Here is a 22,617-nt window from a genome sequence, read left to right as displayed (position 1 = left end):
AAAAATAAAAGCCTCTAAAACCCGCATATGTGGCAAGCGGATTTAGAGGCTTTTTACTTGCTGTCGTACCGGCTTACACCTTTACGGCTCCGCCGGTACGAGCGTTCGGGAGCGTAACGATAACCTCATGCTCCCGCCCGTCGTCGGCAAGCGGAACGTACAAGCCGTCTCCCGCTTCCTCAAGCTCGGCGATATTCCCGTCGACCACTACGCTTCCCGGCGTATCCGCCCCGCTTCGGTCCGCAGCGGATGGAAATACCTCGATCCGGTACAACGCGCCGCCAAACCGGTAGCGGACCGAGTACGAAGGCCAATCGGCCGGAACGCTCGGGCGTATATACAGCTTCTCCCGTTCGCGGCGGAGGCCAAGAATCCATTCGACACCCGCTTGATACATCCAGCCGGAAGCGCCGGTGTACCAGGTCCAGCCCGACCGTCCCGCTACCGGCTCGCGGGTATACACATCCGCGGCCATCACATACGGCTCCCCGGCATACCTGCGCACGTCGGACGGACTTTTCGCATGGCCCACCGGATTCAGCATATCGAACAGCTCGAACGCCTTGTCCCCGTTGCCGAGCTTGCTCCAGGCCACAATGCTCCAGATGACGCCGTGCGTATACTGCGCGCCGTTCTCGCGAATGCCCGGCGGGTAGCCCTGAATATAGCCGGGATTCGGCTCCGTCGTATCGAACGGCGGCGTAAGCAGCCGCACCACCGACAGTGCCCGGTCTACAAGCTCGCGGTCAAACGACAACATCGCCTGTGTCGCCCGCTCGGCCGGAGCGGCTCCGGATATAACCGACCACGACTGTGCGATCGCATCGATCCGGCATTCCTTGCCTTGCACGGTGCCGAGCCAGGCGCCTTCGTCGGTATACGCCCGGCGGTACCAGGCGCCGTCCCAGGCGCTCTCGTTCACCGCTTCGCCGATCTGTAGCGCCCGTTCGCGGTACTTCCCGGCCAGCTCAGGGTCGCCCTTTAGCTCGCACATCGGTGCAAAGCAACGCAGTACCTCGATCAAAAACCAGCCGAGCCATACGCTCTCGCCTTTGCCTTCGTCGCCGACCGAGTTCATCCCGTCGTTCCAGTCGCCGATGCCCATAAGCGGGATTCCGTGCTCCCCGTATCGGGAGGCTCGTTCGATGGCGCGGAGACAGTGCTCGTACACGGAAGCCGACTGCGGCGAGACAACCGTCTCCTCATACCTTTCGTGCTCCTCGGCGGTCAGCTCCACGCTTGTCAGAAACGGCGCGATCTCATCCAGAACCCCGACATCGCCCGTATGAATGACATAGTGGGATACCGTGTAGGGCAGCCACAGCAAATCGTCCGTATACTTCGTGCGTATCCCGCGTCCGGTTTCCTCATGCCACCAGTGCTGGACATCGCCTTCCTCGTATTGATGCGCCGCATGAAGCACGATCTGACGTCTCGTCAGTTCGGGAGCCGCATGCAGCAGCGCCAGCGAGTCCTGAAGCTGATCGCGGTAGCCATAAGCTCCGCCGGCCTGATAAAAAGCAGTGCGGGCCCACATGCGGCACGAAAGCGCCTGATACAACAGCCAGCCGTTCAGCATCACATTCAGCTCGCGGCTCGGTGTCTCCACTTCGATCTGGCCGAGCAGATCGCGCCAAAACTGCTGCACCTCTGTGAGCGCCTTGTCGCAGCTCGCGCCGGTCCTGTGCAGGCGGACGAGCTCCAGTGCAGCCTCCTTCGATTCGCCGGCGCCAAGCAGCGCGTACACGGTTCGTACCGTCCGGGGCGGAACCGTCAGGCTCATCCGAATGGCACCGCAGCTGTCCGCGAACACGCCGTCCCTATTAGACAAACGTTCCGTCCGCATCCCTTCGGGTAAAGCTATCGTACCGGCACGGCCGATAAACTCGGCCCGGTTCGCTGTGTAGGAAAGCCCACGCTGCGACGCTTCCGCGGCTTGCGTCTGTCCGGCCCACTCATCGTCTTCCGCGAACATGTGCAGGAAGGCGGTCGCATGGCGGAACGTTTTCTGATAATGATTCTCTGCAAGCAGCGTGTTCGTCCCGGCATCCCACTCCGTGGCGACATAGGGAGCATTCTCCTGTCTTTGAACGCCAAGCACCCAATTGCAGTAATACGCAACGGACAAGCTAATCGGCTCGTCCCCTTCATTTTTCAGCTCGAGCCGGGCGATCTTGAGCGGTTCGCTCCGGTGAACGAATACGGTCATCTCGTGCCGGACATCCCGTCTCCGCTGTGCAAATTGCGAGTAGCCGAAACCGTGGCTGACCTCGAATGCGCATGTGCCGAGCGTCGGAGCAGGCGACGCCGACCATACTTCTCCGCTTCGATCGTCGCGAATATAACATGCTTCGCCCGGCGTGTCGAGCACCGGATCGTTCGACCACGGCGTCAGCTTGAACTCGCGGCTGTTGCGCCACCATGTATAACCCGTGCCAAGCTCGGTCACGAGAGTGCCGAAGCTCGGGTTCGCCATCACGTTGCTCCACGGGGCGGGCAAATATTTGCCGCCTTGCAGCAAGATCCGGTACTCGCGCCCGTCCGGCGCAAACCCGCCCCACCCGTTGAACAGCTGAAGCGAATCCGGCTTCGGGAGCGCGGCAGGGTCCGAAGCGGAAAGCTCGCGGCTCGAGACCGTGCCGACGCCGGCTTCCGTTTCCGGCACTCGCCCGGGAACCGGATCGGAATCGGGACGAAGCCGGAACTCCGGCGGGAGCCCTTCGATCGTAGGCAGCTCCCCTTGCGGCAAATCCGCCTCCGCCTTGTCCCTGCGGGCCGAACGGGGAGCAAGCTGCGCCCGAAAGCTGGGCCCGTCCGCTCGCAGCGTCAAGCGGGCAACGGCGGAGAGCAGATCTAGCTGCTCCGTCGTCAACGTGCTCGCCGTAAGCGGGAAAATGCCGCCAGGCGTCGGCGCGCCGTCGGATGTTTGCTCAATAGCGCGCCGCAGCGCTTCCTGCATGTCCTGGTAATAGCCGCCGGCCGCCTCGAGCAGGAAGACCAGATCGAAGCCGATTCCTTTGCGGCGCAAATACGCATGTCCGGACAACGCCATGAGCGCAAACGGCATTTGGCTTTTGTCCTGAAGCTTGACGAGCGCGATCGGCAAATCCCCGGAGATGCCGAGCGGCCACAGATCGGATTGCCCGGCTCGTATGGCGGCTATGCCGGCTTCCCGCTCCTTGCGCAGTGGCGACTGGTACAGCAGCCGTGCCGCCATCCGGTGATATTCCGTCGCCTCGTGAGCGGTAATATGCTGGTGGCGCAGATCGATCCGGCTGTGCGTCCATGCGAGCTGGAAGGCGCGTTCCGCCTGCTGCTCGCCGCAGAAGTCCGCTGCAGCCGCCAGCGCTTCCTCGCGGCTGTCCGCAGCTCCCGTGACCGCGAACAGCTTCACCGAGCCGCCAGGCGCAATCGAGACGCGGCGGCGCATAACGAACGCCGGATCGAGCACGGCACCGACCGTTTCGGAGAGGCGGCATTCGAGACCGGCCGGAGCGGCGAGCGTATGACCGCGGCCGATAAAGGCAGAACGGCTCGTGTCGTACTCGAGCGGGCCAAGCGACTCGCAGCCGCTGGATAACCCGTGAACGGCCCATTTCGTCCGTTCCTTTCCGTCGCGCGGCCGCCGGAACGCCAGCAGCAGCTCTTCCCGGCTGTCGTATTCGGTTTGCACGAAGAGCTTGCTGAATGCAGGATGCGCCTTGTCCGCAGCGGGGGGAGCGAGCGCAATTTCCGTATACGACGTCACCTCGACGACTCGCGTCTCTTCCCCGTGATTCGTCAAGGTCAGCCTGCGCAGCTCGGCGCTTCTCCCCGGCGGCACGCACACTTCCAGCTCTGTCGCAAGTTGCCCGTCCCGCCTCGTGAAAACGGCCTTATCCAGCGCAAACTGCACACTGCTTTCGTCCGCCTTCGTCCGGCAAGGCTCGAAGGAAGGCGACCATACGTCCCCCGTGCTCACATCGCGGATGTACAGGCAGCTCCCGGGCGACTCCGCCACCGGGTCCTCGTGCCAGCGGGATACGGCGAGACCTTCCCAGCGGCTGAAGCCTCCGCCGCTGTCGGACACTACTGTCGTATACGCTCCTCCGGAGAGGACGCACACCTCCGGGGTTTCGGTTTGACTCGTAAATTGCTGAAGCGGAACGCGAGTCCCGGCAAGCGGCTCATACGTCCGTTCATGCTGCGCCGTCGCCGTATGCTTGATGATCGCCGGTCTTTGCGGCAGCCGCTCCTGCAAGAGCAATTCTGCAGCCTGCACGCGCTTGTCCGCATGGAAGCGGTCGATCATCGTTCGCTCAAGCAGCATATTGCCGAGCGTCAGCAGGCTCATCCCGAGATGATGAGCCATAAAGCTGCGGATCACGACATGGCTTCGGTCGGTTGGCATCCGGGAGGCCGTACAATCGATCGCCTCGTAAAAGCCGTACTTTCCGACCGCCCCCATCGCCTCCATCCGGCTTAGCGAAGCGAGCGATTCCTCGGGGCGAAACGGGAGCGCCATAATCGCCGCATACGGTGCCAGCACGAGATCGTGCTCCAGCCCGCGCTGAAAGCCGAGTCCCGGCACGCCGAAAGCGCGATATTGGTAGTTCATCGCATAGTCGAAGGCGTAGTAGCCCGACTCGGAAATACCGAACGGCACGCCCCGCTGGCGGCCGTATTCGATTTGGCGGTCGATAACGCCCCGGTACGTTGCGTCCCATACCGTTTGCCGATACGTCCGCATAAGCAGAGACGGCATCACATATTCAAACATCGTACCCGACCACGACAGCAGCGTCGGCCTGCGTCCGGAGAGGACCATCGCTCTACCGAGCTTAAACCAGTGCGAGACAGGTGCCTGCCCGAACGCGATCGCTAGAAAGCTCGCCTGTCTCGCCTCCGAGGCGAGCAGATCGTACAAAATATTTTCTCTGCGGTTCAACCCGACATGGTAGCCGAGAGCGAACAACTGCGCGCTTTCATCGTACAAGGGGCGGAAATCGGTATTTGTTATGACCGCCTCGATCCGTTTTGCCAGCCGTTCGGCGCGTAAAGCTAAGGAGCCGTCGCGGTTCGGCGCATCGTCGCGGCGGCCCCATTCCAGCACCCCTTGCTTCAGTGCAACCAGATAGGCGATAAAGTTGCCCGAATCGACCGTGGATACATAAACGGGCGGCAGCGGGTGCAGCGATACCGTATCGTACCAGTTATACAGATGCCCATGCCATTTCTCCATCCGCTCTATGGTTGTAAGCGTACGTTCGAGTCTATCCAGCATGCCGGGCGTATCGACAAACCCGAAGTCGCGGGCGCAAAGCGTACATGCCATCATCAGTCCGATATTCGTCGGCGATGTCCGGTGCGCTGCGCCGTTAGGCGGCTCCATCTGCACATTGTCTGGCGGCAGCCAGTTGTCCGCCGGACCGGCGTAATCTTCGTAGTACGCCCATATGTTCTGTGCGAGCAAGCGCAGCCGCTCTCGCTCCCTTTCCTGAAGTCCGATGCTTCTGACGGAAGGAGCGCCGTTTAAGTAGCGAACGGCGACGGGGGCGAGCAGCCAAAGGGCGGCAATTACGAGCCCTGCCGTGCGGAGGCCCGGCGGCGCAGCGAACAGGGCGGCTGCGGCGAATACAATCGCGGATGCAATCCCGCCGCCCATTCCCAAAATCGCGGAACGCGAAGGATGGGCCCGCCGTTCGATTTCGGCCGAGCTCGTCCACTCCAGCAGCTTTCTTTTGCTTACCCCGAGCCGGTACACGGTGCGGATAATCGCATCGGTCATCAAGACCGCCTGATACGGCAGCATAATCAACAGCACAAGCGCTTGCGCGGCTGTCGTCGGCAGCGTGCGCGGGAATCGCGCGAGCCGGACGGGAGCAAGTACCGCGCGGATGACCGGAATGCCGATCGTGGCGAGTCCGAGCACGAGCAGCGCCACCCCCGCCCCTCCGGAAATCAGCAGGCTGCCGAGCAGCAGAAGCAGCAAGGCCGGCTGAAGCAAGCTTCGCCGCAAATTGTCGACGATTTGCCAGCGGGTCAGCAGCGCCAGATCGACCGGCCGCTTTTGGCCGCACCGGTCCGATACGCGCGGAGCAAGCCAGCACAGCAATTGCCAATCGCCACGCACCCAGCGGTGCAGACGCTTCTGATACGAATGGAACGTTGCCGGATGACCGTCGACAACCTCGATGTCGGACAGCAAGCCGCCCCGCAAAAAGCCGCCTTCGAGCAAATCGTGGCTGAGCACGCGGTTGTCCGGAATCCGGTCGTTTAGCACTTGCCGGAAGGCGGCGATATCGAATAGGCCTTTGCCGGTAAAAATCCCTTGACCGAGCGCATCCTGATACGGGTCCGAAATCGCGAACGAGTAAGGGTCGATGCCCGGCTCCCCGGACCAAAGCCTCGCAAGACGCGAAGAAGCTACCGCTTCGTAGCTGATGCCCACTCTCGGCTGAAGCACTCCGTAGCCTTCAACTATCCTCGTCCCCTCGTCGTTCAGGCGTGCCCGGTTATAAGGAAGGTGCATGGTTCCGATCATCCGCTGCGCCGCGCCGATCGGCAGCTCCGTATCGGCATCGAGCGTAAGCACATAGCGGAATCTTGCGAGTCTCGAGCAGTCTCCCGCGAGGCAGGAAAAGCTCGTGTCGCCGCGGCCGCCAAGCAGCTCTACAAATTCGACCAGCTTGCCGCGCTTGCGCTCCCATCCCATCCATACCTGTTCAGAATCGTTCCATTTCCGTGCCCGCTGGAACAAATAAAACGGACCTTCGCCGGTTTCCGGGTTGCCGTAAGTCCGGTTAAGCTGCTCGATTCTCGCAATCGCCGCCTCGGCAATCGCACCGTCCGCAGCCGTATGTTCCGAATCCGCATCCGGGTAATCCCCGAGCAAAGCAAATCCGATGTGCGGGTCCATGCCGGCCAAATAGTGCAGCTCCAGCCGGTCCGCCATGCTTTCCGCTTCTTCCGGGGTCGACCAGATGACCGGAATGACGGTCATCGTAGCCGCATCGGCCGCGATGCCGCTGGAAAAGTCGTAGCGAAGCAACGGCTTGCCCGTGAACAGCCGCCCGATCAGGCCATGGACAATCGTGACCGCCCATTCGCTCACCGGAATGAGCAGTAAAATAGCGGCTGCCAGCCAGACAAGAACACTGCGCGTGCCATCACCGGCGGAAGTGATGCCGAATAAGGTCAAGACGAGCAGCCCTGCGAATAGCACGGATAATACCGTTATATAGGAACGCGTCTCCGTCCGCTCCCGCCTAAAACCTGCCAGCCGTCTTGGCTTCCCGCATTCGCGCAGCGAAGCGAGCAGCAGCCGCTGCCCGGCAGGCTCAAGCAGGTAATAGGCGGCATAACAGGAACGGGACGGCAGGCGGCCTAATAAACCGCCTCCGGTCCCGGTATTATTGCCTCCACCCTCTGCCGCGCCTTCTTCGCTATCCTTCGTGCCGCCCTCATCCGCGTCCGCGACGCCGCTCTCGCTGGCGGTCATTTCGCTGCCGCCCCCGGCGCCAGTTTCCGCCTGATGCCTTGCGAAATGCCGATCCGCCAGCAAAACGGCTTGCTCCGCAACTACATTTTCCGGCATCGCATACCCGTGCGCCAGCCGTTCGATCTGTCTGCGGAGCGTCCCCCGGCTCGTCGCGTCCATCTGCGTATACGTTCCTGCCCGTTCTTCGGCCAGCGTCCTTTCGACGACGCTCACACGGCCAAACAACATGTCCCATCTGGAGCGGGATACCGTACGCAGCGCCTGGATCAGATTGCCGGCCATCCATTCGTACGAAGCCTGAAGCTGATGCTCGTACATCGTTATCCGGTTCAAGCTGTCCGCTCCGTTTTCGAGCTTGCACAGCAGCCATTCGCGCACTTCCCCAGCCTCATCGGCCCATTCGTTCAGCCGGCTGATCAGATGCACGACGACCGGGACGGATAACGGGAGGGAATGGCCGGCCGCCTCAAGCGCATCCTTGATCCGGCCTGCATCCGGCTTGCGGCTGCCTTGCAGCACGGGCTCCAGCAGCTTGTCGACGGCGGTAAACGACCGCCGCCTCTCGCGGACGCCCCGCATCAGCCGGGCCAGCCCGTCCATGGCGGCAATGCGCAGCCAGAGCGGAACCGTACCGGCCTCGGCAATCGTCAGCACCGATACGTCCTGATACGCATTCAAAAACCGGACGAACGACTCTTCGTCAAGCGCGCCGTCCGTCTTGTTCATATAGTCCGAACATAAAGCGAGGATGCGCGGCTCCGCTCCCGGCAGCAGCCGGGGCAGCCTGTGGGCTGTTCGTTTGGCAAGCTCGGCGAGAACCGTAAAAGCCTCCGCTTCGATATAATCGGCATGATCGAGCAGCCACTGCTCCGCAGGCTGAAGGCCGGACGGTTCGACCGTCTTCAGTTCGAACGCAAAGTCCCGCAGCAGCTCCAGATTGCGGCGAAACGTCCGCCGGACCGACACCGCCGAATAGGCGCTGGCCGGACCAGGTTGATGTGTTAGAGCGAGCTCTCGCGCTTGTTGCTCCATTTGCTCGACTGTTGGAATCATGAGTCCCCCTTATTCCTCTGGATCATCCATTAGTTCATTTGAGTAATATTCCCAAACAATCGGAAAATTATGAGAGCAACAGCCGAGCTTACTGTCCCGAACAAGACAAACCGCTAAAATTGTCTCTTATTGTGTTACGGGATAAATTATTGAGACTAAATTTAACTTTTACAGGTATGTGTTTACCCAATTTATGGTATAGTTAAGGTGCTCACAAAACGCCAGAGCCATTTTCCCGATTTTTTTGCAATCATCGCACGCATTCGTTTGGAAGAAGAAAGGGGTACATCCGAATGACTTCGATTCGAGTTTTGAATCACACAGTGCTGTATAAAGACGATCAGTACAACAGCTTTCCGAGCGTCGTCCGCCGCAGCGACGGCTCCTTCCTGCTCGGCTTCCGGCAGGCTCCGGACCGCAGCGGTTCCCACGGCTCCATCACTCATGTCGATCCTTCGTCCAAAGCGGTTTGGATCGCTTCCGCCGACGGGGACCGCTGGGGCGAGCGGGCCAATGTGCTCTACGACGACTTTTTTTACGGCGTTCAAGACCCTTGCCTGAACGTGCTGATGGACGGCAGTCTGCTCGCCACCTGCTTCATGTGGAAAGTATACGAGAAGGACGAGGCGCCGGAGCGCACAACCGGCATTTGGCATACGGTGTTTGACCGGTACGCGGCACGGAATGTCGGCAGCTTCTCGCTTCGTTCCGCAGACGGCGGCGCTACCTGGGATCGTCCGATCCCGATTCCGGTAGCGGACATGGCCATTCGCGGCAATTGCGCCGAACTGGCGGACGGTTCCGTGCTCGCCCCCCTTTACGGCAAGTCCGGGGACTCGTTCGATGTGATCATCGCACGCACGGAAGATCGCGGCGTAACCTGGTCGCCCATCGCCACGGTTCCGGCAGCGGAGGGGTACCTGTTCCACGAGCCGAACTTGTATGTGACTCCATCCGGCAAGCTGATTCTTTTTATTAGAAGCTTGAAGAAGCAGCTCCCCAAGGGCGAAAAAGGCTCGCCCCTGTTCACCGCCGAATCGCTGGACGGCGGACGCACCTGGAGCGATCCGGTTCGGCACGACATCTATTCGCCGAGCCCGTTTCACGTGCTACGGCTGCGCGACGGCCGCGTTTTTATGAGCTACGGCTACCGGTATCAGCCGTTCGGCGTGCGCGTCGCGGTATTCGATCCCGAATGCTCGAATATCGATACGGCGGAAGAAACGGTTGTGCGCGAGGACGGACTAGGCGGGGATATCGGCTATACGAGCGCGGTGCAGCTTGACGACGGCCGCGTGCTGATCTCGTACTACTATTATGGAAGCGACGCCAAACGATACATCGCCGGCTCCTACGTTAGCGTAGAGTCGTGAAATGCTGGAGCCTAAGCTCGATGCTGGAAAGGCTCTCAAAAACAAAAAGGACCCTCATCCCGCATAGGGAACGAAGGTCCTTCTACATTAAATACGATAAAGCGCTAGCCCATTGGCTTAAGAGGCCGCAGCCGTACATCCGCCAGCTTCCTCCGTGCTTACAGAAGCTGGGAAACCGGCGGACGTTTCACCCGTTTGCCGTCGATTGGCAGCCGCAGCTCGATTGTCGTCCCTTTATGGAGCTCGCTTCTGATCGTCAAGCTTCCCCCGTGCTGCTCCATAATCCGGTAGCTGATCATGAGACCCAGTCCGGTGCCGTTCGACTTGGTCGTAAGAAACGGCTCTCCGAGCTTTTCTACGATCGAGTCGGAGATGCCCTCTCCCTGATCCTTGATTTTGATCGATACGTGTTCTCCGTTTTGTTCCGCTGTTATGACTACGTTGCCGCCGCTCGGCATCGCTTCGATCGCATTTTTGATCAGATTGATGAACACCTGCTTCAATTGATTCTCGTCGCAATACACGTCAGGCAGCTTTTTGTTTACTTTGGATACGATGCTGACATTCATCATAACGGCCTGGTGGTTCAGGACGGAGACGACATGCTCCAGCATCCGGTTGATGCTGCCATATTCGAACTGGGCAAGCTGCGGCTTTGCCAGCGTCATGAAATCGCCGACAATCAGATTGATCCGCTCCAGCTCGGTCAGCATCGTATCGTAATAAAACACATCCTCTTTCGCCTTCGATTTGAGCAGCTGCGTAAAACCTTTGAGCGAAGTAAGCGGATTGCGAATCTCATGCGCAAGACTGGCCGCGAGCTGCCCGAGGATGGACAGCTTCTCCGAGCGTACGAGTATATCCTCGGCGCGTTTCCGGTCGGTCAAATCGCGCAGAACGGTCAAAACGACCGTTTTGCCCATGTAGTGATGAATGCGGATGCTCGATAGTTCCGCGTCGATTAACTGCCCGTCGCAGCACAGGATGGGAAGCTCGCGAAACTGCGACGGCTCGTCCTTGCGAAGCGCCCTTTGCAACAGAGCTCGCGCTGTCCTTCCATGATCCGGATGGATAAAATGCAGCAAGCTTTTGCCGATCAGTTCCGCTTCGCTCTTTGCCCGCAGCAGCTTCATCGCCGACTTGTTGACATAGATCAGCACGCCCTCATCGCTGACAACGATCGGTTCCGGCAAAAACTTGATCAGCCGCTGATACCTTTGGGCACTCTCGCGGAGCGCCTCCTCCACCTTGAACTTGTACGTGACGTCCTGAAACGTGCCGAGCAGCGAAGGCTTCCCCCGGAATGTTGTGGCCGTCAGCAGTCCTTCCAGGTAGATAAGCGTTCCGTCCTTCTTGACCCCCTTGACGGAAAAAGGAAAAGTGGACAGCCGGCCTTCCAGCGTTTGCGCGGCAATTTCTCGTATGTTCTCGTAATCTTCCTCCCATATAAACGTTCCTAAAGTCGCCTGCAAAGCCTCCTCCCCCGTGTAGCCGAACATGGCCGCAAAATACGGATTGGCATAAACCATCTTCTCTTCCTGATATAAACAGACGCCGGTCATCGCATTTTCGACGAGACATTCGTACAGTTGCTCCGTTTCTTGCAGAGAGGCCGCTTTGGGCCGCCCGGTTATGTCCCGAAGCAGCAACTGCACGGAGGAGTTGCTGCGGGAGACGATCGGGATGACTCGGACTTCGACCTCGATCAGAGATTGATCGAGACAAACGAGCTTCATCGTCATCGTGTCGGACGGGGAATCGTTCGCCAGCAGCTGCTCGATGGAGACGGCCATATCGATCGGATGCTCCGAGCCGATAAAATCGAGGAAGCATCTGCCCGTAAGCTGTCCGGCATGCTGCGAGCCGAGCAGGCGAACGGCGGCCTGATTGGCATAATACACTTCGAAATCGTCGAGCGCAAGTAGCGGCTCCGGCGAATACTCCACGAGCTGCCGGTACCGCTCCTCGCTTTCCGCGAGCTTTCGTTCCATCAGCTTCTGCTGTGTGATGTCCCGCTCTACGGCGATAAGAGCAACGATTTGGCCTTCCGCATTTTGGACCGGGGAAATGGTGACGCTGGCATGAAACATACTGCCGTCCTTGCGCTGCTTAAGCGTCTCGACGCCGTTTACTTGGCTGCCGGACATCGCCTTCAAGTACAGCTTCCACCCTTCCTCGATCAGATGAGGCGGGGTCACCGGCAGCAGCCTGCCGATCAACTCCTCACGCGACCAGCCGTGCAGCATCTCAAAGGCGCGATTTAGCTCCAGCACTTTTCCGTCCGTATCCACGATAACAATACCGTCGCTCGATAAGCTCATAAACGACGCCAGTTCAACCTGCTGCATACTTCCGCTATAACCTGAGCTATTTGACATTTCATTGTCATCCCTTTTATAGTTCGGAATCGGGTATGGTGACAATAGTTAGACAAAAAGGAGGGAATCCCTGCCTCCTTTTCGCGATTTTCAATATGAATTTAAATTCCAAGTATTTCAATGTGAATGGATTAATTTTTTTGTCCGGCAAGGGGCGTTCGGTCACGCTCGTGCGAAACGGGGCAGCTTCATGGTATAATGGCAGCAGTCTGTGTCCGGAGGAGCGTACATCTATGAAAATCCATATCGTAGCCGGCATTTTGATCGGGTATTTCAACGCGTCCCGGGCGATGATCGTGATAGCCGCCTTGCTGTGGGCCATCTTCTTTTGCGCTTTTATGCTCCGTTCCTATAAAGGACGCAAGCAGCAATATTTGGACAAGCTCCAGTCGGTCGGCAAGGACAAGCAATTTTTCCTGCCCGCCAAATACGCTTTTTATGTGTACGAATTCGTGTGCGCGGCAGGCATCTCGTACTTGATCGGCCTCGTCGTATTCGCCATGAAGGGCGCCATGTGAGGCGGCGGAAAAAGGCGGCCTGGCGATTCCCGGCGAAAAACGGGAACGTTCGGCTCGCCTTTTTGGGCCCGATATGCTAAAATCCAAAATCGTTAGCGCAAAAACCCACCCGCTCTGCGGGTGGGCCAGGTGCTGCTTATTTGCGGATCAAACGTTCGCATAGCTGTTCCCAGCCATATCTTTACCGCGCGCCAGCCATACTTTGAATCCGTCGTTCTTCTTTCCTTCCAGCAGCTTGGTCGATGCCGGCAAATACCGCATCGTGTAGCCGCACCGGCGGTACTCGCTCGTGTTCGGCTTCGCGCCGTGCATGATCCGGGAATCGTGCAGGGAGCATTCGCCCCGCTCCAGATTGAAGTAAACGGCTTTCGATTCGTCAACGTTTTTGATTTGCGAGCCGAACAAGTTATTTTGCTTATCGACCTGCTCGTATTCCGAAAACCCGTTTACGTGAGTGCCCGGGATGACGCGCATGCAGCCGTTCTCCTCCGTGCTGCGGTCAATCGCCAGCCACACCGTTACGATCTTGTCGTAGTTGTCGAGACGCCCTTTCCAATAGGCCGAGTCTTCGTGCCACGGCGTTGCGCGGCCGACGAGAGGATCTTTGCATATAAAATGGCTCGACCAAAGCATAATGTTCGGGCCGATAATCGGCTCTACCAGATCGAGCACCTCGTCGCTCAGCAAAAACTCCAGCAGCCGCTCGTCGCGAAAATGCGGCGTATCCAGCTCGTCGGACAGCTTCTTCCCCTTCTCGATCAAGTGTTCTTCGAAAATGCCGGTCAGCCTTGCCAATTTCTCCTCGCTGAATACCGGCTTGTTATAGAGCAAATAGCCCTGATCTTTATAATTCTGAACGTCCTGCTCCGTTAATAAGGATGTTGTTGCCATGTTGTTTGCCTCCCCAAATTCGTTTTGAAGTCCGCTGCGGAATTGATGACGGTTATCCAAACCGCATTGCCTCGTGCATTTCATATTGCCGCATGCTCCGGCAAGTGATCCCCGGCACACTCGCCCCACACTCCTTCTCTTCCCCGTCCAGCGGGGGCTGCTCTCCTTAGTGGAGGATGTCTTCATCATAATCAAAAGCTAACGCCGCTGCTTTTCTTATCTTCCGTGATACCCTGCATATCTTCCGATTCTATCGCCTCATGTCGAAAAACCGGGACGGGGCTTCATCTGCGGGCTGCCCCCATATACGCCCTCGCAATTATTGAGAATCCGATCTCCATATTTGAGTAGATGAGCCGCCCTAGCTCTATCTATAATGAAGCTGCAACGAATACATTCGGGTGGAGGAAACAGATCATGGCGGGTTGGACATCACTAGACGAGCTGGTCCAAAAGGAAGTGGTTCAGCGATTAGAAGAAGGATGCAAGGTAGATGGCTATGCCGAGAAGGTCCAAGCAGCAGGCACCGATGAAGCGAAGCTGATGGATATTTATAACGAATTGATGGCGCTTCCAGTACAAGAAGATTTTCCTTTCTCGGAGCCTTCCGAACTAAACGAAATTCGTGCCGAGCGCCCCGAAGGACCGCGCCAGCTGGCCGAGTCGATGAACGAAGCGCAGTGGCGCGACAAATTTTACGGCGCATGGCTCGGACGCAGCGCGGGCTGTGCGCTCGGCAAGCCGCTGGAAGCTTGGGCTTACATGGGCGGAACGGCAGACGCTCCCGGCTGGCTCAACGTGAAGCGCTGGTTTGAGGGCGCCGACGCCTGGCCAATTCAAGGCTATACGCCGGAGCACTCCCGCGCGGAGCAGGAGTACGGCCTCGCGCTCGCGACAGCCAGCATGCGAAGCACGAGAGAGCAGATCCGTTTCATGGAAACGGACGACGACATTCGTTATACGGTTCTCGGCCTCATTATGCTGGAAGAGAAAGGGCTTAACTTCGATTCGTTCGATATCGGCAAATTGTGGCACAGAAGGCTCGCCTACCGGCAAGTATGCACGGCGGAAACGCAAGCGTATCTGAACTTCACGCAGGCGACTTCGCACCAGAAAGGGAAGCGGCCGGAAGATTGGGAAGCTCGCCAAGAATGGGTGCGCACGTATTTGAACCCGTACCGCGAATGGATCGGAGCGCAAATTCGCGCCGACGGCTTCGCCTATGGCGCAGCCGGCAACCCGGAGCTGGCGGCCGAGCTCGCCTGGCGTGACGCCTCCTTCTCGCATGTCAAAAACGGCATCTACGGCGAAATGTTCTGCGCCGCCATGATCGCGGCCGCCTTCGTCGAAAGCGATCCGGAGCGCATCGTACGCATTGGCCTAAGCGAAATTCCGCGCAATAGCCGGCTGTATCACGACATCGAGCAGGCAATCGCCATCGCGAAGGAAGCAACCGATCAGGTGCAGCTGGTCGACAAGCTGTGGGAGACGTTCAAGCATTACCATCCGGTGCATACGAACAACAATGCCGCCCTCGTCGCCGCATCCATCATTTTCGCTAAAGGGGATTTCGAAACGGCCATCGCCACTTCCGTGCTCGGCGGCTGGGATACGGACTGCAACGGCGCGACCGTTGGCTCGATCATGGGGGCGGCGCTCGGCGCGAACCAGCTTCCGGCCAAATGGACGGAGCCGCTGAACGATACGCTGTTCGCCGAACTGATCGGCTTCCATCCGATCACCATCTCGGAATGCGCGAACCGCACCTATGAGGTGTTTAACAACATCCGCGCTACCGCAGCCACTCAAGCCCAGTCCGTGTAAAACGGATGAAGCCCGGTTAACGGACATCCGCCCGCTTCGCTACCGCTCACCCGTTCACGGGGAGCCGTCAAGCCGCCCGCGGATGCTCCGGCACCGGCAGCAACGCCGCTATTCGCTAGAAGAATAGCGGATAAATAGACGCAGATAGGTAACCGCTTTCTTTTTTCGGAAATCATCTATATTCAAATGGGAGGGTTTAACTTGTCTAACTTTTACAAAGCTCAAGCTATCGTTCTTAGCGTCGCCTTGCTGGGCGCCCTTGCAAGCGGCTGCAGCGGAACTACAAAAGGAACCGCCGCCAAAGACGACATCACCGCGAAAAACGAAACCCCCAAAGCTCCTGCGGTCAGCAGCGAGCCGGTTACCCTGAAATTCGCGCTCCCGCTCAACTGGGTGCAGGAGGCGGAATTCAAGCAATATATCGAGGAGCCGGTCAAAAAGAAATATCCGAACATTTCCTTCGAAATTCTCAACCTGGCCGCCAAAGGCTCGTCGCTCGACGAACTGCTGGCCGCCGGACAAATTCCCGATCTGGTCATGACCGCCTCCCCGCTTATGGAACGGTATTCGGGCCGCGGACTCGAAGAAAACCTCGAGCCCATGATGAAAAAATTCGGCTTCGACGTAACCAAATTGAACAAAACTGCCGTAGAGGGAGTAAAAATCGTAAGCCAAACCGACTATTTGACCGGTTTGCCGTGGACGATGCACTTTTACGCCAACTATTACAACAAATCGATATTCGACAAATTCGGCGTGGAATATCCCCGCAACGGCATGACGTGGGATGAAACGTACGAGCTCGCGAAAAAATTGACCCGCAACGAAAACGGCGTGCAATACCGCGGACTCGAGCCGGATGGCCCCGTCCGGGTAAGCTCGGTGCTGTCGCTCGGCTACGTCGATCCGAACACGAAAAAAGCGACGGTCAACACCGACAGCTGGAAGCGCGTATTCGATCAACTGAAAAAAATATACGACATCCCGGGCAACGGCGAATTCAAGTATAACAACAACGCGATCAAGCAGTTCGCGACCGAAGAAACGCTCGCCATGTATCCTTCGCTCAACCTGCTATCCAACCTGAAGGATGCAACCAAGCTGAACTGGGACATCGTCCAATATCCTTCCTTCAAGGAGCTGCCGAACATCGGCATGCAGGTCGACGAGTACATCGTTCATATTACGAAACAGAGCAAGTATAAGGATCAGGCGTTCCAGGTGCTCGCTACGCTGCTGTCCGACGATGTGCAAAAAGATATCGCCCGTGCCGGCCGCATCCCGACGTTGACAGGCAAAGAGGTGGAAGCGGAGCTCGGCAAAAACCTCGAGTACACGAAAGGGAAAAACTTGAAAGCCGCCTTCTTGTCTCAGCCTTCCAAGCCTTTCCCGGTTACGAAATATGACGCCCAAGCGAAGCAAATCATCCTCGATTCGATGAGCCAGGTCATTCAGAATGCCAAAGACATCAATACCGCCCTGCGCGAAGCCGACGAGAAGATCAACAGCTACATTGCGACGCAGTAAGGAACGATTGGGCTTGACTATGTCCTGAGCTTTGATTGAAAACCGTTTGCGCTAAACATTCGGGCCTCCGTGGTACGCTGCCTAAAAAGCAACGCGCCGCAGGAGGCCTGAACTCATAACTTCTCAACAACAGCCTCACTGCCGAACGACTCGCTAAACAGCAGCTCCACTAGCCTCTCTGCCGTATACTCTGGCGTTGTCAGATAACCGCCGCTTTGCGCCGCCACGAACATGCCGCTGCTCGGAAAATTCGCGGTCCGCGCTTCTTTCTGCATGTCCGTGTCGATCATGCCGGGCCATACCGAAGCGACTTTGACGGGATAAGTCTCCTTCTCCTGCTCCAGGGCGACGCACCGGGTAAACACGTCCAAAGCCACTTTCGAAGCGGAATAACAGCTCATACCCGGCAGCAAATGTTTGGCCGAAGCGGACGAGATATTCAGGAGCCGCTTATCCACTTCCAGGGAGCGGGTTCGTTTTATAAACAGCGAAGTAAGCAGCATAGGTGCAAGCAGATTGACCTCGACATGCTGGGCGATCTCCCCTGCTTCGCACTCCTCGATAGGACCCAGCGGGGCCAGCACCGCCGCATTGTTGACCCAGATCAGCCGCCATGTACAAGACAAGTCAGTGAGTGCAAAAACTTCGTCCATCAGCGCGTCGAGAGCATCGGTACGGCTCAGATCGAACGCGATATGGTCTAAACGTCCGCCCCTTGCAGGCTGTTGCAATTGGTTCGCCGTTCGCGATATGCAGACCACATGGTTCGCATCATCTGCCGCCAGCCGTTCAGCCATCGCTTTGCCGATGCCTCTTGAAGCGCCTGTCACTATGATCGTATTCATCCTATTCCCCCTACATCCATATATGCAATCGTTCCGGTTTCAAAGAAGCGACAACCCCCGAACCTAAACTGGCATTCGGGGGTTGATTCGTATGGTCCTATGCAATTATGTTACAGCCAAGTGCTGTCGGCATCCAACGGCATCGGCTCAGGCGAAGCGCAGGTGCTCTGCATCTCGTAATGCTTGCCTTGATCGGATGCATCGTGGAAGCCGTGCATCGCATCGAGAACGTGGAACGCCAGCTCGCCGCTGGCGCGGTGCGGCCGGTTTTCGGCGATCGCCAGCGCCATGTCGAGCGCGCCGACGCTCCGGCTGTTTTCCGCGAAGCCGTGCGACAGCGGGATTTCGCCCCACTCCTTCGCCCCTTTGCGGCGGAACTTCACCGGACCGCCGAACGTATTCGGGTCCGGCACGCTGAGGCTCCCCTCGCTGCCGTATATTTCGATCCGCGGCAGGTTCGCTCCGCCCATCGTGTCGAAGCTCGTAATGATCGTACCGATCGCGCCGGATTCGAATTCCATCAGACCGGCGATATGGGTCGGAATATCCACCTGAATCATTTCGCCATACTTCGCCTGGCTCGTAATGCGGCGTTCCGGGAAGCTCGTTCTCGTCATCCCGGCGATGCGGCGGATTGGTCCGATCATGGCGACTAGCGCGGTCAAGTAGTACGGCCCCATATCGAACATCGGGCCGCCGCCGGTTTTATAGAAGAACACCGGGTCGGGATGCCAGCCTTCCGGTCCGCGGCCCAGCATAAACGCGGTCGCCGCCAGCGGCTCGCCGATCCAGCCGTCGCGGATCAGCTTGATGCACGTCTGGATGCCGCCGCCGAGGAACGTGTCCGGCGCGCAGCCGACGCGCAAATTTTTCTCCTTGGCCAGCTCGACGAGCCCGCGGCCGTCTTCGCGCGTAACCGAGAGCGGCTTTTCGACGTAAACGTGCTTGCCTGCGAGCAGCGCCTTGCGGCATACTTCCGCGTGCGCGGCTGGAATCGTCAAGTTGATGACCATCACGATTTCCGGGTCGGCCAGCAGCTCGTCGACGGAGCAAGCTTTCGCTACGCCGAATTCCTCGGCGCGCGCCTGCGCCCGGGAGACGTCCAGATCGGCGCAGGCTACGACCTCGAGCCCGCGATACAGCTTGCAATTTTTGAAATAAATGGCGCTAATGTTGCCGCAGCCGATAATGCCTACTTTCACCTTTTCCATGAGGATGGTTCCCCTTCCGCCTAATGTTGGCTGTCCGCCATACCTGTATAACCTGCCGCTTTGCTGTCCGCCGAATGGTTCGCCGCTTCCAAGGCCAGCCGCTTGCCTTCGGCCGCCCACAAAAAGCCGCGCTTCATCATCAGCTTCACCTGCGGCATGTCCACGATGTCGACTTTGTGGCCCAGCGAGCAGTAGTAAACGCGGCCGACGCCCCACCGCTTCGTCCAAACGACCGGCATATCGACCGGCTTGTTGAGCGAATGCGGCCCGGGCGCGACGGGAAAGCGGGTCGTTGCCAGCACTTCGACAGCCGGATCGACGTGCAAATAATATTGCTCGGATTTGACCGTGAAATCCGATAATCCTTCTAGGATCGGGCCGGAGCCCTGCCGGATCTGTACCGTGTATTCGACGCCGTCATTGCCGGGATGCGCGACCCACTGCCCGCCGGTCATAAACTGCCAGTCGACGTTCGTGCGAAACGCATCGCACATGCCGCCGTGACAGCCTGCAATGCCTACGCCGCTCTGCACCGCCATAGAAACGTTACGAGCCAGTTCTTGCTCGATCTGGCCCATCGTCCATACCGGTACGATCAAGTCCAGCCCTTTCAGCTTCTCCGCATCCGAGAACGCCTGCAGCGTGTCGGACACTTCCACAGCAAAGCCTTCTTCCTCCAGCACATCGCGAAAAATCGCGGCAACCTGCTCCGGTTCATGCCCGAGCCAGCCGCCCCATACGATCAGCGCTTTTTGTCCAGTCGTCATAAGGTGACACCTCCCTCACATTTCGTCCAGCCGCACCCAGCGCTTCTCGTCGATCGAACGCTCTACGGCTTCCAGTACAGCCTGACAAAGCACACCGTCGTGGAAATTCGGCACCGGCTGTCGATTTTCCTGCAACGCTTCCAATAATTCCAAGGTTTCGTGAATAAACGTATGCTCGTAGCCGATCGTATGGCCGGGGGGCCACCACGCCTCCGAGTAAGCATGCGCCGGGTCCGTCGCCAGCACGCGGCGGAATCCTTGAACGTCGGGATCGTCTCCGGTAAAATACACCTGCAGCTCGTTCATCCGCTCGAAATCGAATTTGACGCTGCCGAGACTGCCGTTGATTTCGAACGAATTCGTGCAGCGATGGCCGCCCGCAAACCGGGTCGCCTCGAAGCTGCCGAGCGCTCCGCAACCGAAGCGGGCCATAAACAGCGTCGCGTCGTCGACCGTCACCGGCCCCTTCACCTTATTCGCACTTCCTTTCGCGCTGAGACCGGTCATCGAGCTCGGGAGCGGCCGCTCCTTGATGAACGTCTCGCTCATGCCGACGACCTCGGTCATCTCGCCCACGAGAAACCGCCCCATATCGATCAGATGCGCGCCGAGATCACCGTGAGCTCCGGAACCTGCGACGTTTCTATCGAGCCGCCAAACGAGCGGAAAGTCGGGATCAAGTATCCAGTCCTGCAAAAAGGCGGCGCGGAAATGGTAAATGCGGCCGAGCCGTCCGTCGTCGATCAGCTTTTTCGCCAGCTGCACTGCTGGGGCGAACCGATAATTGAAGCCGACCATATGCTTCACGCCAGCCGCCTCCGCCGCCGCAAGCATTTCTTTGGCATCGGCCAGCGTAAGGGCGAGCGGTTTCTCGCAAAACAGATGCTTGCCGGCCTTCGCCGCAGCGATCGCAATCTCTTTGTGCGCGTCGCTTGGGGCATTAATATCGACCAGATCGATATCGCTGCGGACGACAAGCTCGCGCCAGTCGGTTACCGCTTCCTCCCAGCCGAGCTGAACGGCGGCCGTCTTTACGTCCGCTTCGTTTCGCCCGCAGATCACTTTCTGCACCGGGCGCGGCGCATTCGGAAAAAACATCGGGAGATCGCGGTACGCATGACTGTGCGCTTTCCCCATAAATTTGTAGCCAACCATCCCTACTCGTACTTCGTTCATCGACGGCATCCTCCTTGTTCGGACGAAAGTGGTGCGATGCTGACGGTCATAGGCTGCGAAAAGCTGACAACTGCTCGTTTAGCTGCTTCGTATCCTCGTAAATCCGCTTGTAAATTTCGTAAAGGCCGGCATACCGCTTCGCCTGCTGCTGGCGCGGATGGAACGTGCGACTTCTAGTCAGAAATACCGAGGCGCATTCCGCGAGCGAATCGAACCAGCCGCTGCCGTAAGCGGCCAGCATCGCCGCTCCGAGCGCCGGGCCCTGCTCGCTTTCGAGCCGGTGAATATCCGCTCCGAATACATCCGCCTGGATCTGCAGCCAGGTATCGTTTTTGGCCCCGCCGCCAATCGAAACGAGCGAATCGATCCGATGGCCGGCGCCGCGCAAAATGTCCAGCGACTCCTTCAGCGAGAACGTAATTCCTTCGACGACAGCCCGCGTAAAATGCGGCAGCCGGTGCGAGGCGTCCATGCCGACGAAGCTGGCGCGAATGTGCGCATCCGCATGCGGAGTGCGCTCTCCGACGAGATACGGGGTGAACAGCAGCCCGTTTGCGCCCGGCAGCGTTTCCTCCAGTCCTTGCAGTAGAACTTCGAACGATACGCCCGGGGCGAACGTTTCCTTGAACCAGGTCAGGCTGTACCCGGCCGCGAGAGTAACCCCCATCGCGTAGAACGCATTTTCCTTGCCGTGGTTAAAATAGTGCAGCTTGCCTCCGTAATGGGCACCTGCGCCCGCATACGACAAGATAACGCCGGATGTGCCGATGCTGCACAGCGTTTCGCCCTCGGACAAAATGCCGGCCCCGATGGCGCCGCAGGCATTGTCGGCCCCGCCTGCAAATACTTGCACCGTTTCCGGCAGGCCCGTCTCGCTGGCGATAGCCGGAAGCAATGTGCCGACCGATGTATGCGACTCGACCAGCGGCGGACACAGCGTAAGCGCTAGTCCGAACACCCCGGCGATTGTTTCGCTCCAAGCCTTGCCGGAGACGTCCAGCAGCAGCGTGCCCGCCGCATCGGAATAATCCGTCGCGATATGGCCGGTAAGCCGGTAACGGACATAATCTTTCGGCAGCATAAACACGTCCGCCTTCGCGAACAGCTCCGGTTCGTACCGCTTCACCCACAGCAGCTTCGGCAGCGTAAACCCTTCCAGCGCGCGGTTGCCGGCGATGGAGACCAACTGCTCTCCCAGCTTTTCCTCGATCTCGCGGCACTGCTGGGTCGTTCGCGTGTCGTTCCATAAAATCGCGTTTCGCAGCACGCTGCGCTTCTGGTCCAACAGGACGAGCCCGTGCATTTGGCCGGAAAAACTGATACCGTCGATGTCCTCCGGCTTCACGCCGGCTTCGCGGACGACTGTGCGCATTGCGGTCAGCGTTCCCTGCACCCACAGCTCGGGGTTTTGCTCGTTATAGCCGGACTTCTCCTGAATAAGCGGATACGCCTCGGACGCTTCGCCGCAAACGCGGCCCTTTCTGTCGATCAGCAGCGCCTTGACGGCGCTTGTGCCCAGATCGATCCCGATCACATAATTCACTGGCGGCTTTCTCCCTTCCTACCTATAACGC

General features: G+C 58.6%; 12 protein-coding genes. 4 read left to right on the top strand and 8 right to left on the bottom strand.

Translation table 11 applies throughout. The features are described 5' to 3' along the window. Positions 1–73: 73 nt before the first annotated feature. The gene (locus D7M11_RS20275) at positions 74–8,533 is read right to left on the bottom strand and encodes a glycoside hydrolase family 94 protein (RefSeq protein ID WP_120749072.1); all 8,460 of its coding nucleotides are present in this window, start codon (positions 8,531–8,533) and stop codon (positions 74–76) included. Positions 8,534–8,826: 293 nt separating this feature from the next. Here D7M11_RS20275 and D7M11_RS20270 point away from each other — a divergent pair, with 293 nt between their 5' ends. After that, positions 8,827–9,906, top strand: a complete 1,080-nt coding sequence (locus D7M11_RS20270; RefSeq protein ID WP_120749071.1) for an exo-alpha-sialidase — start codon at positions 8,827–8,829, stop codon at positions 9,904–9,906. A gap of 158 nt (positions 9,907–10,064) precedes the next feature. Here D7M11_RS20270 and D7M11_RS20265 read toward each other — a convergent pair whose 3' ends face one another. Further along, a complete protein-coding gene (locus D7M11_RS20265) occupies positions 10,065–12,254 on the bottom strand; it encodes a PAS domain S-box protein (protein WP_205127087.1) in 2,190 nt (729 codons plus the stop codon). Between the two features lie 263 nt (positions 12,255–12,517). On the opposite strand from D7M11_RS20265, the gene D7M11_RS20260 reads away from it, so the two are divergent. Next, on the top strand, positions 12,518–12,802 hold the full coding sequence (locus tag D7M11_RS20260) for a hypothetical protein (RefSeq protein WP_147433467.1): 285 nt from the start codon (positions 12,518–12,520) through the stop codon (positions 12,800–12,802). A 147-nt stretch (positions 12,803–12,949) separates the two neighbouring features. Here D7M11_RS20260 and D7M11_RS20255 read toward each other — a convergent pair whose 3' ends face one another. Further along, positions 12,950–13,693, bottom strand: coding sequence for a phytanoyl-CoA dioxygenase family protein (locus D7M11_RS20255; protein WP_120749068.1), 744 nt, complete (start codon positions 13,691–13,693; stop codon positions 12,950–12,952). A gap of 417 nt (positions 13,694–14,110) precedes the next feature. Here D7M11_RS20255 and D7M11_RS20250 point away from each other — a divergent pair, with 417 nt between their 5' ends. Together D7M11_RS20250 and D7M11_RS20245 are read left to right on the top strand one after the other, a co-directional pair. After that, a complete protein-coding gene (locus D7M11_RS20250) occupies positions 14,111–15,517 on the top strand; it encodes an ADP-ribosylglycohydrolase family protein (RefSeq protein ID WP_120749067.1) in 1,407 nt (468 codons plus the stop codon). A gap of 201 nt (positions 15,518–15,718) precedes the next feature. Then, entirely contained in the window at positions 15,719–17,044 is a 1,326-nt protein-coding gene (locus D7M11_RS20245) for an ABC transporter substrate-binding protein (protein WP_158606738.1), read from the top strand. A 113-nt stretch (positions 17,045–17,157) separates the two neighbouring features. Here the strand turns inward: D7M11_RS20245 and D7M11_RS20240 are convergent, their stop codons facing one another. The 5 genes from D7M11_RS20240 to xylB all read right to left on the bottom strand — a co-directional run bounded on the left by D7M11_RS20240 (position 17,158) and on the right by xylB (position 22,586). Next, complete coding sequence (locus D7M11_RS20240) at positions 17,158–17,889, bottom strand: SDR family NAD(P)-dependent oxidoreductase (RefSeq protein WP_120749065.1); 732 nt, start codon at positions 17,887–17,889, stop codon at positions 17,158–17,160. Between the two features lie 110 nt (positions 17,890–17,999). Continuing rightward, positions 18,000–19,100: a Gfo/Idh/MocA family protein gene (locus tag D7M11_RS20235; RefSeq protein ID WP_120749064.1), complete on the bottom strand. Its 1,101-nt coding sequence runs from the start codon at positions 19,098–19,100 to the stop codon at positions 18,000–18,002. A 20-nt stretch (positions 19,101–19,120) separates the two neighbouring features. After that, a complete protein-coding gene (locus D7M11_RS20230) occupies positions 19,121–19,867 on the bottom strand; it encodes a ThuA domain-containing protein (RefSeq protein ID WP_120749063.1) in 747 nt (248 codons plus the stop codon). 15 nt (positions 19,868–19,882) lie between these two features. Then, on the bottom strand, positions 19,883–21,043 hold the full coding sequence (locus tag D7M11_RS20225; protein WP_120749062.1) for a Gfo/Idh/MocA family protein: 1,161 nt from the start codon (positions 21,041–21,043) through the stop codon (positions 19,883–19,885). Between the two features lie 46 nt (positions 21,044–21,089). Beyond that, positions 21,090–22,586 carry a xylulokinase gene (gene xylB / locus D7M11_RS20220; protein ID WP_120749061.1) on the bottom strand — a complete coding sequence of 499 codons (1,497 nt, stop codon included), beginning with the start codon at positions 22,584–22,586 and terminating at the stop codon, positions 21,090–21,092. Between the last annotated feature and the right edge of the window lie 31 nt (positions 22,587–22,617).

It is taken from the genome of Paenibacillus ginsengarvi (genome assembly GCF_003626695.1).
GTDB classification, from domain to species: Bacteria; Bacillota; Bacilli; order Paenibacillales; family NBRC-103111; genus Paenibacillus_AB; species Paenibacillus_AB ginsengarvi.
This window is presented reverse-complemented; position numbering and strand designations above follow the sequence as displayed.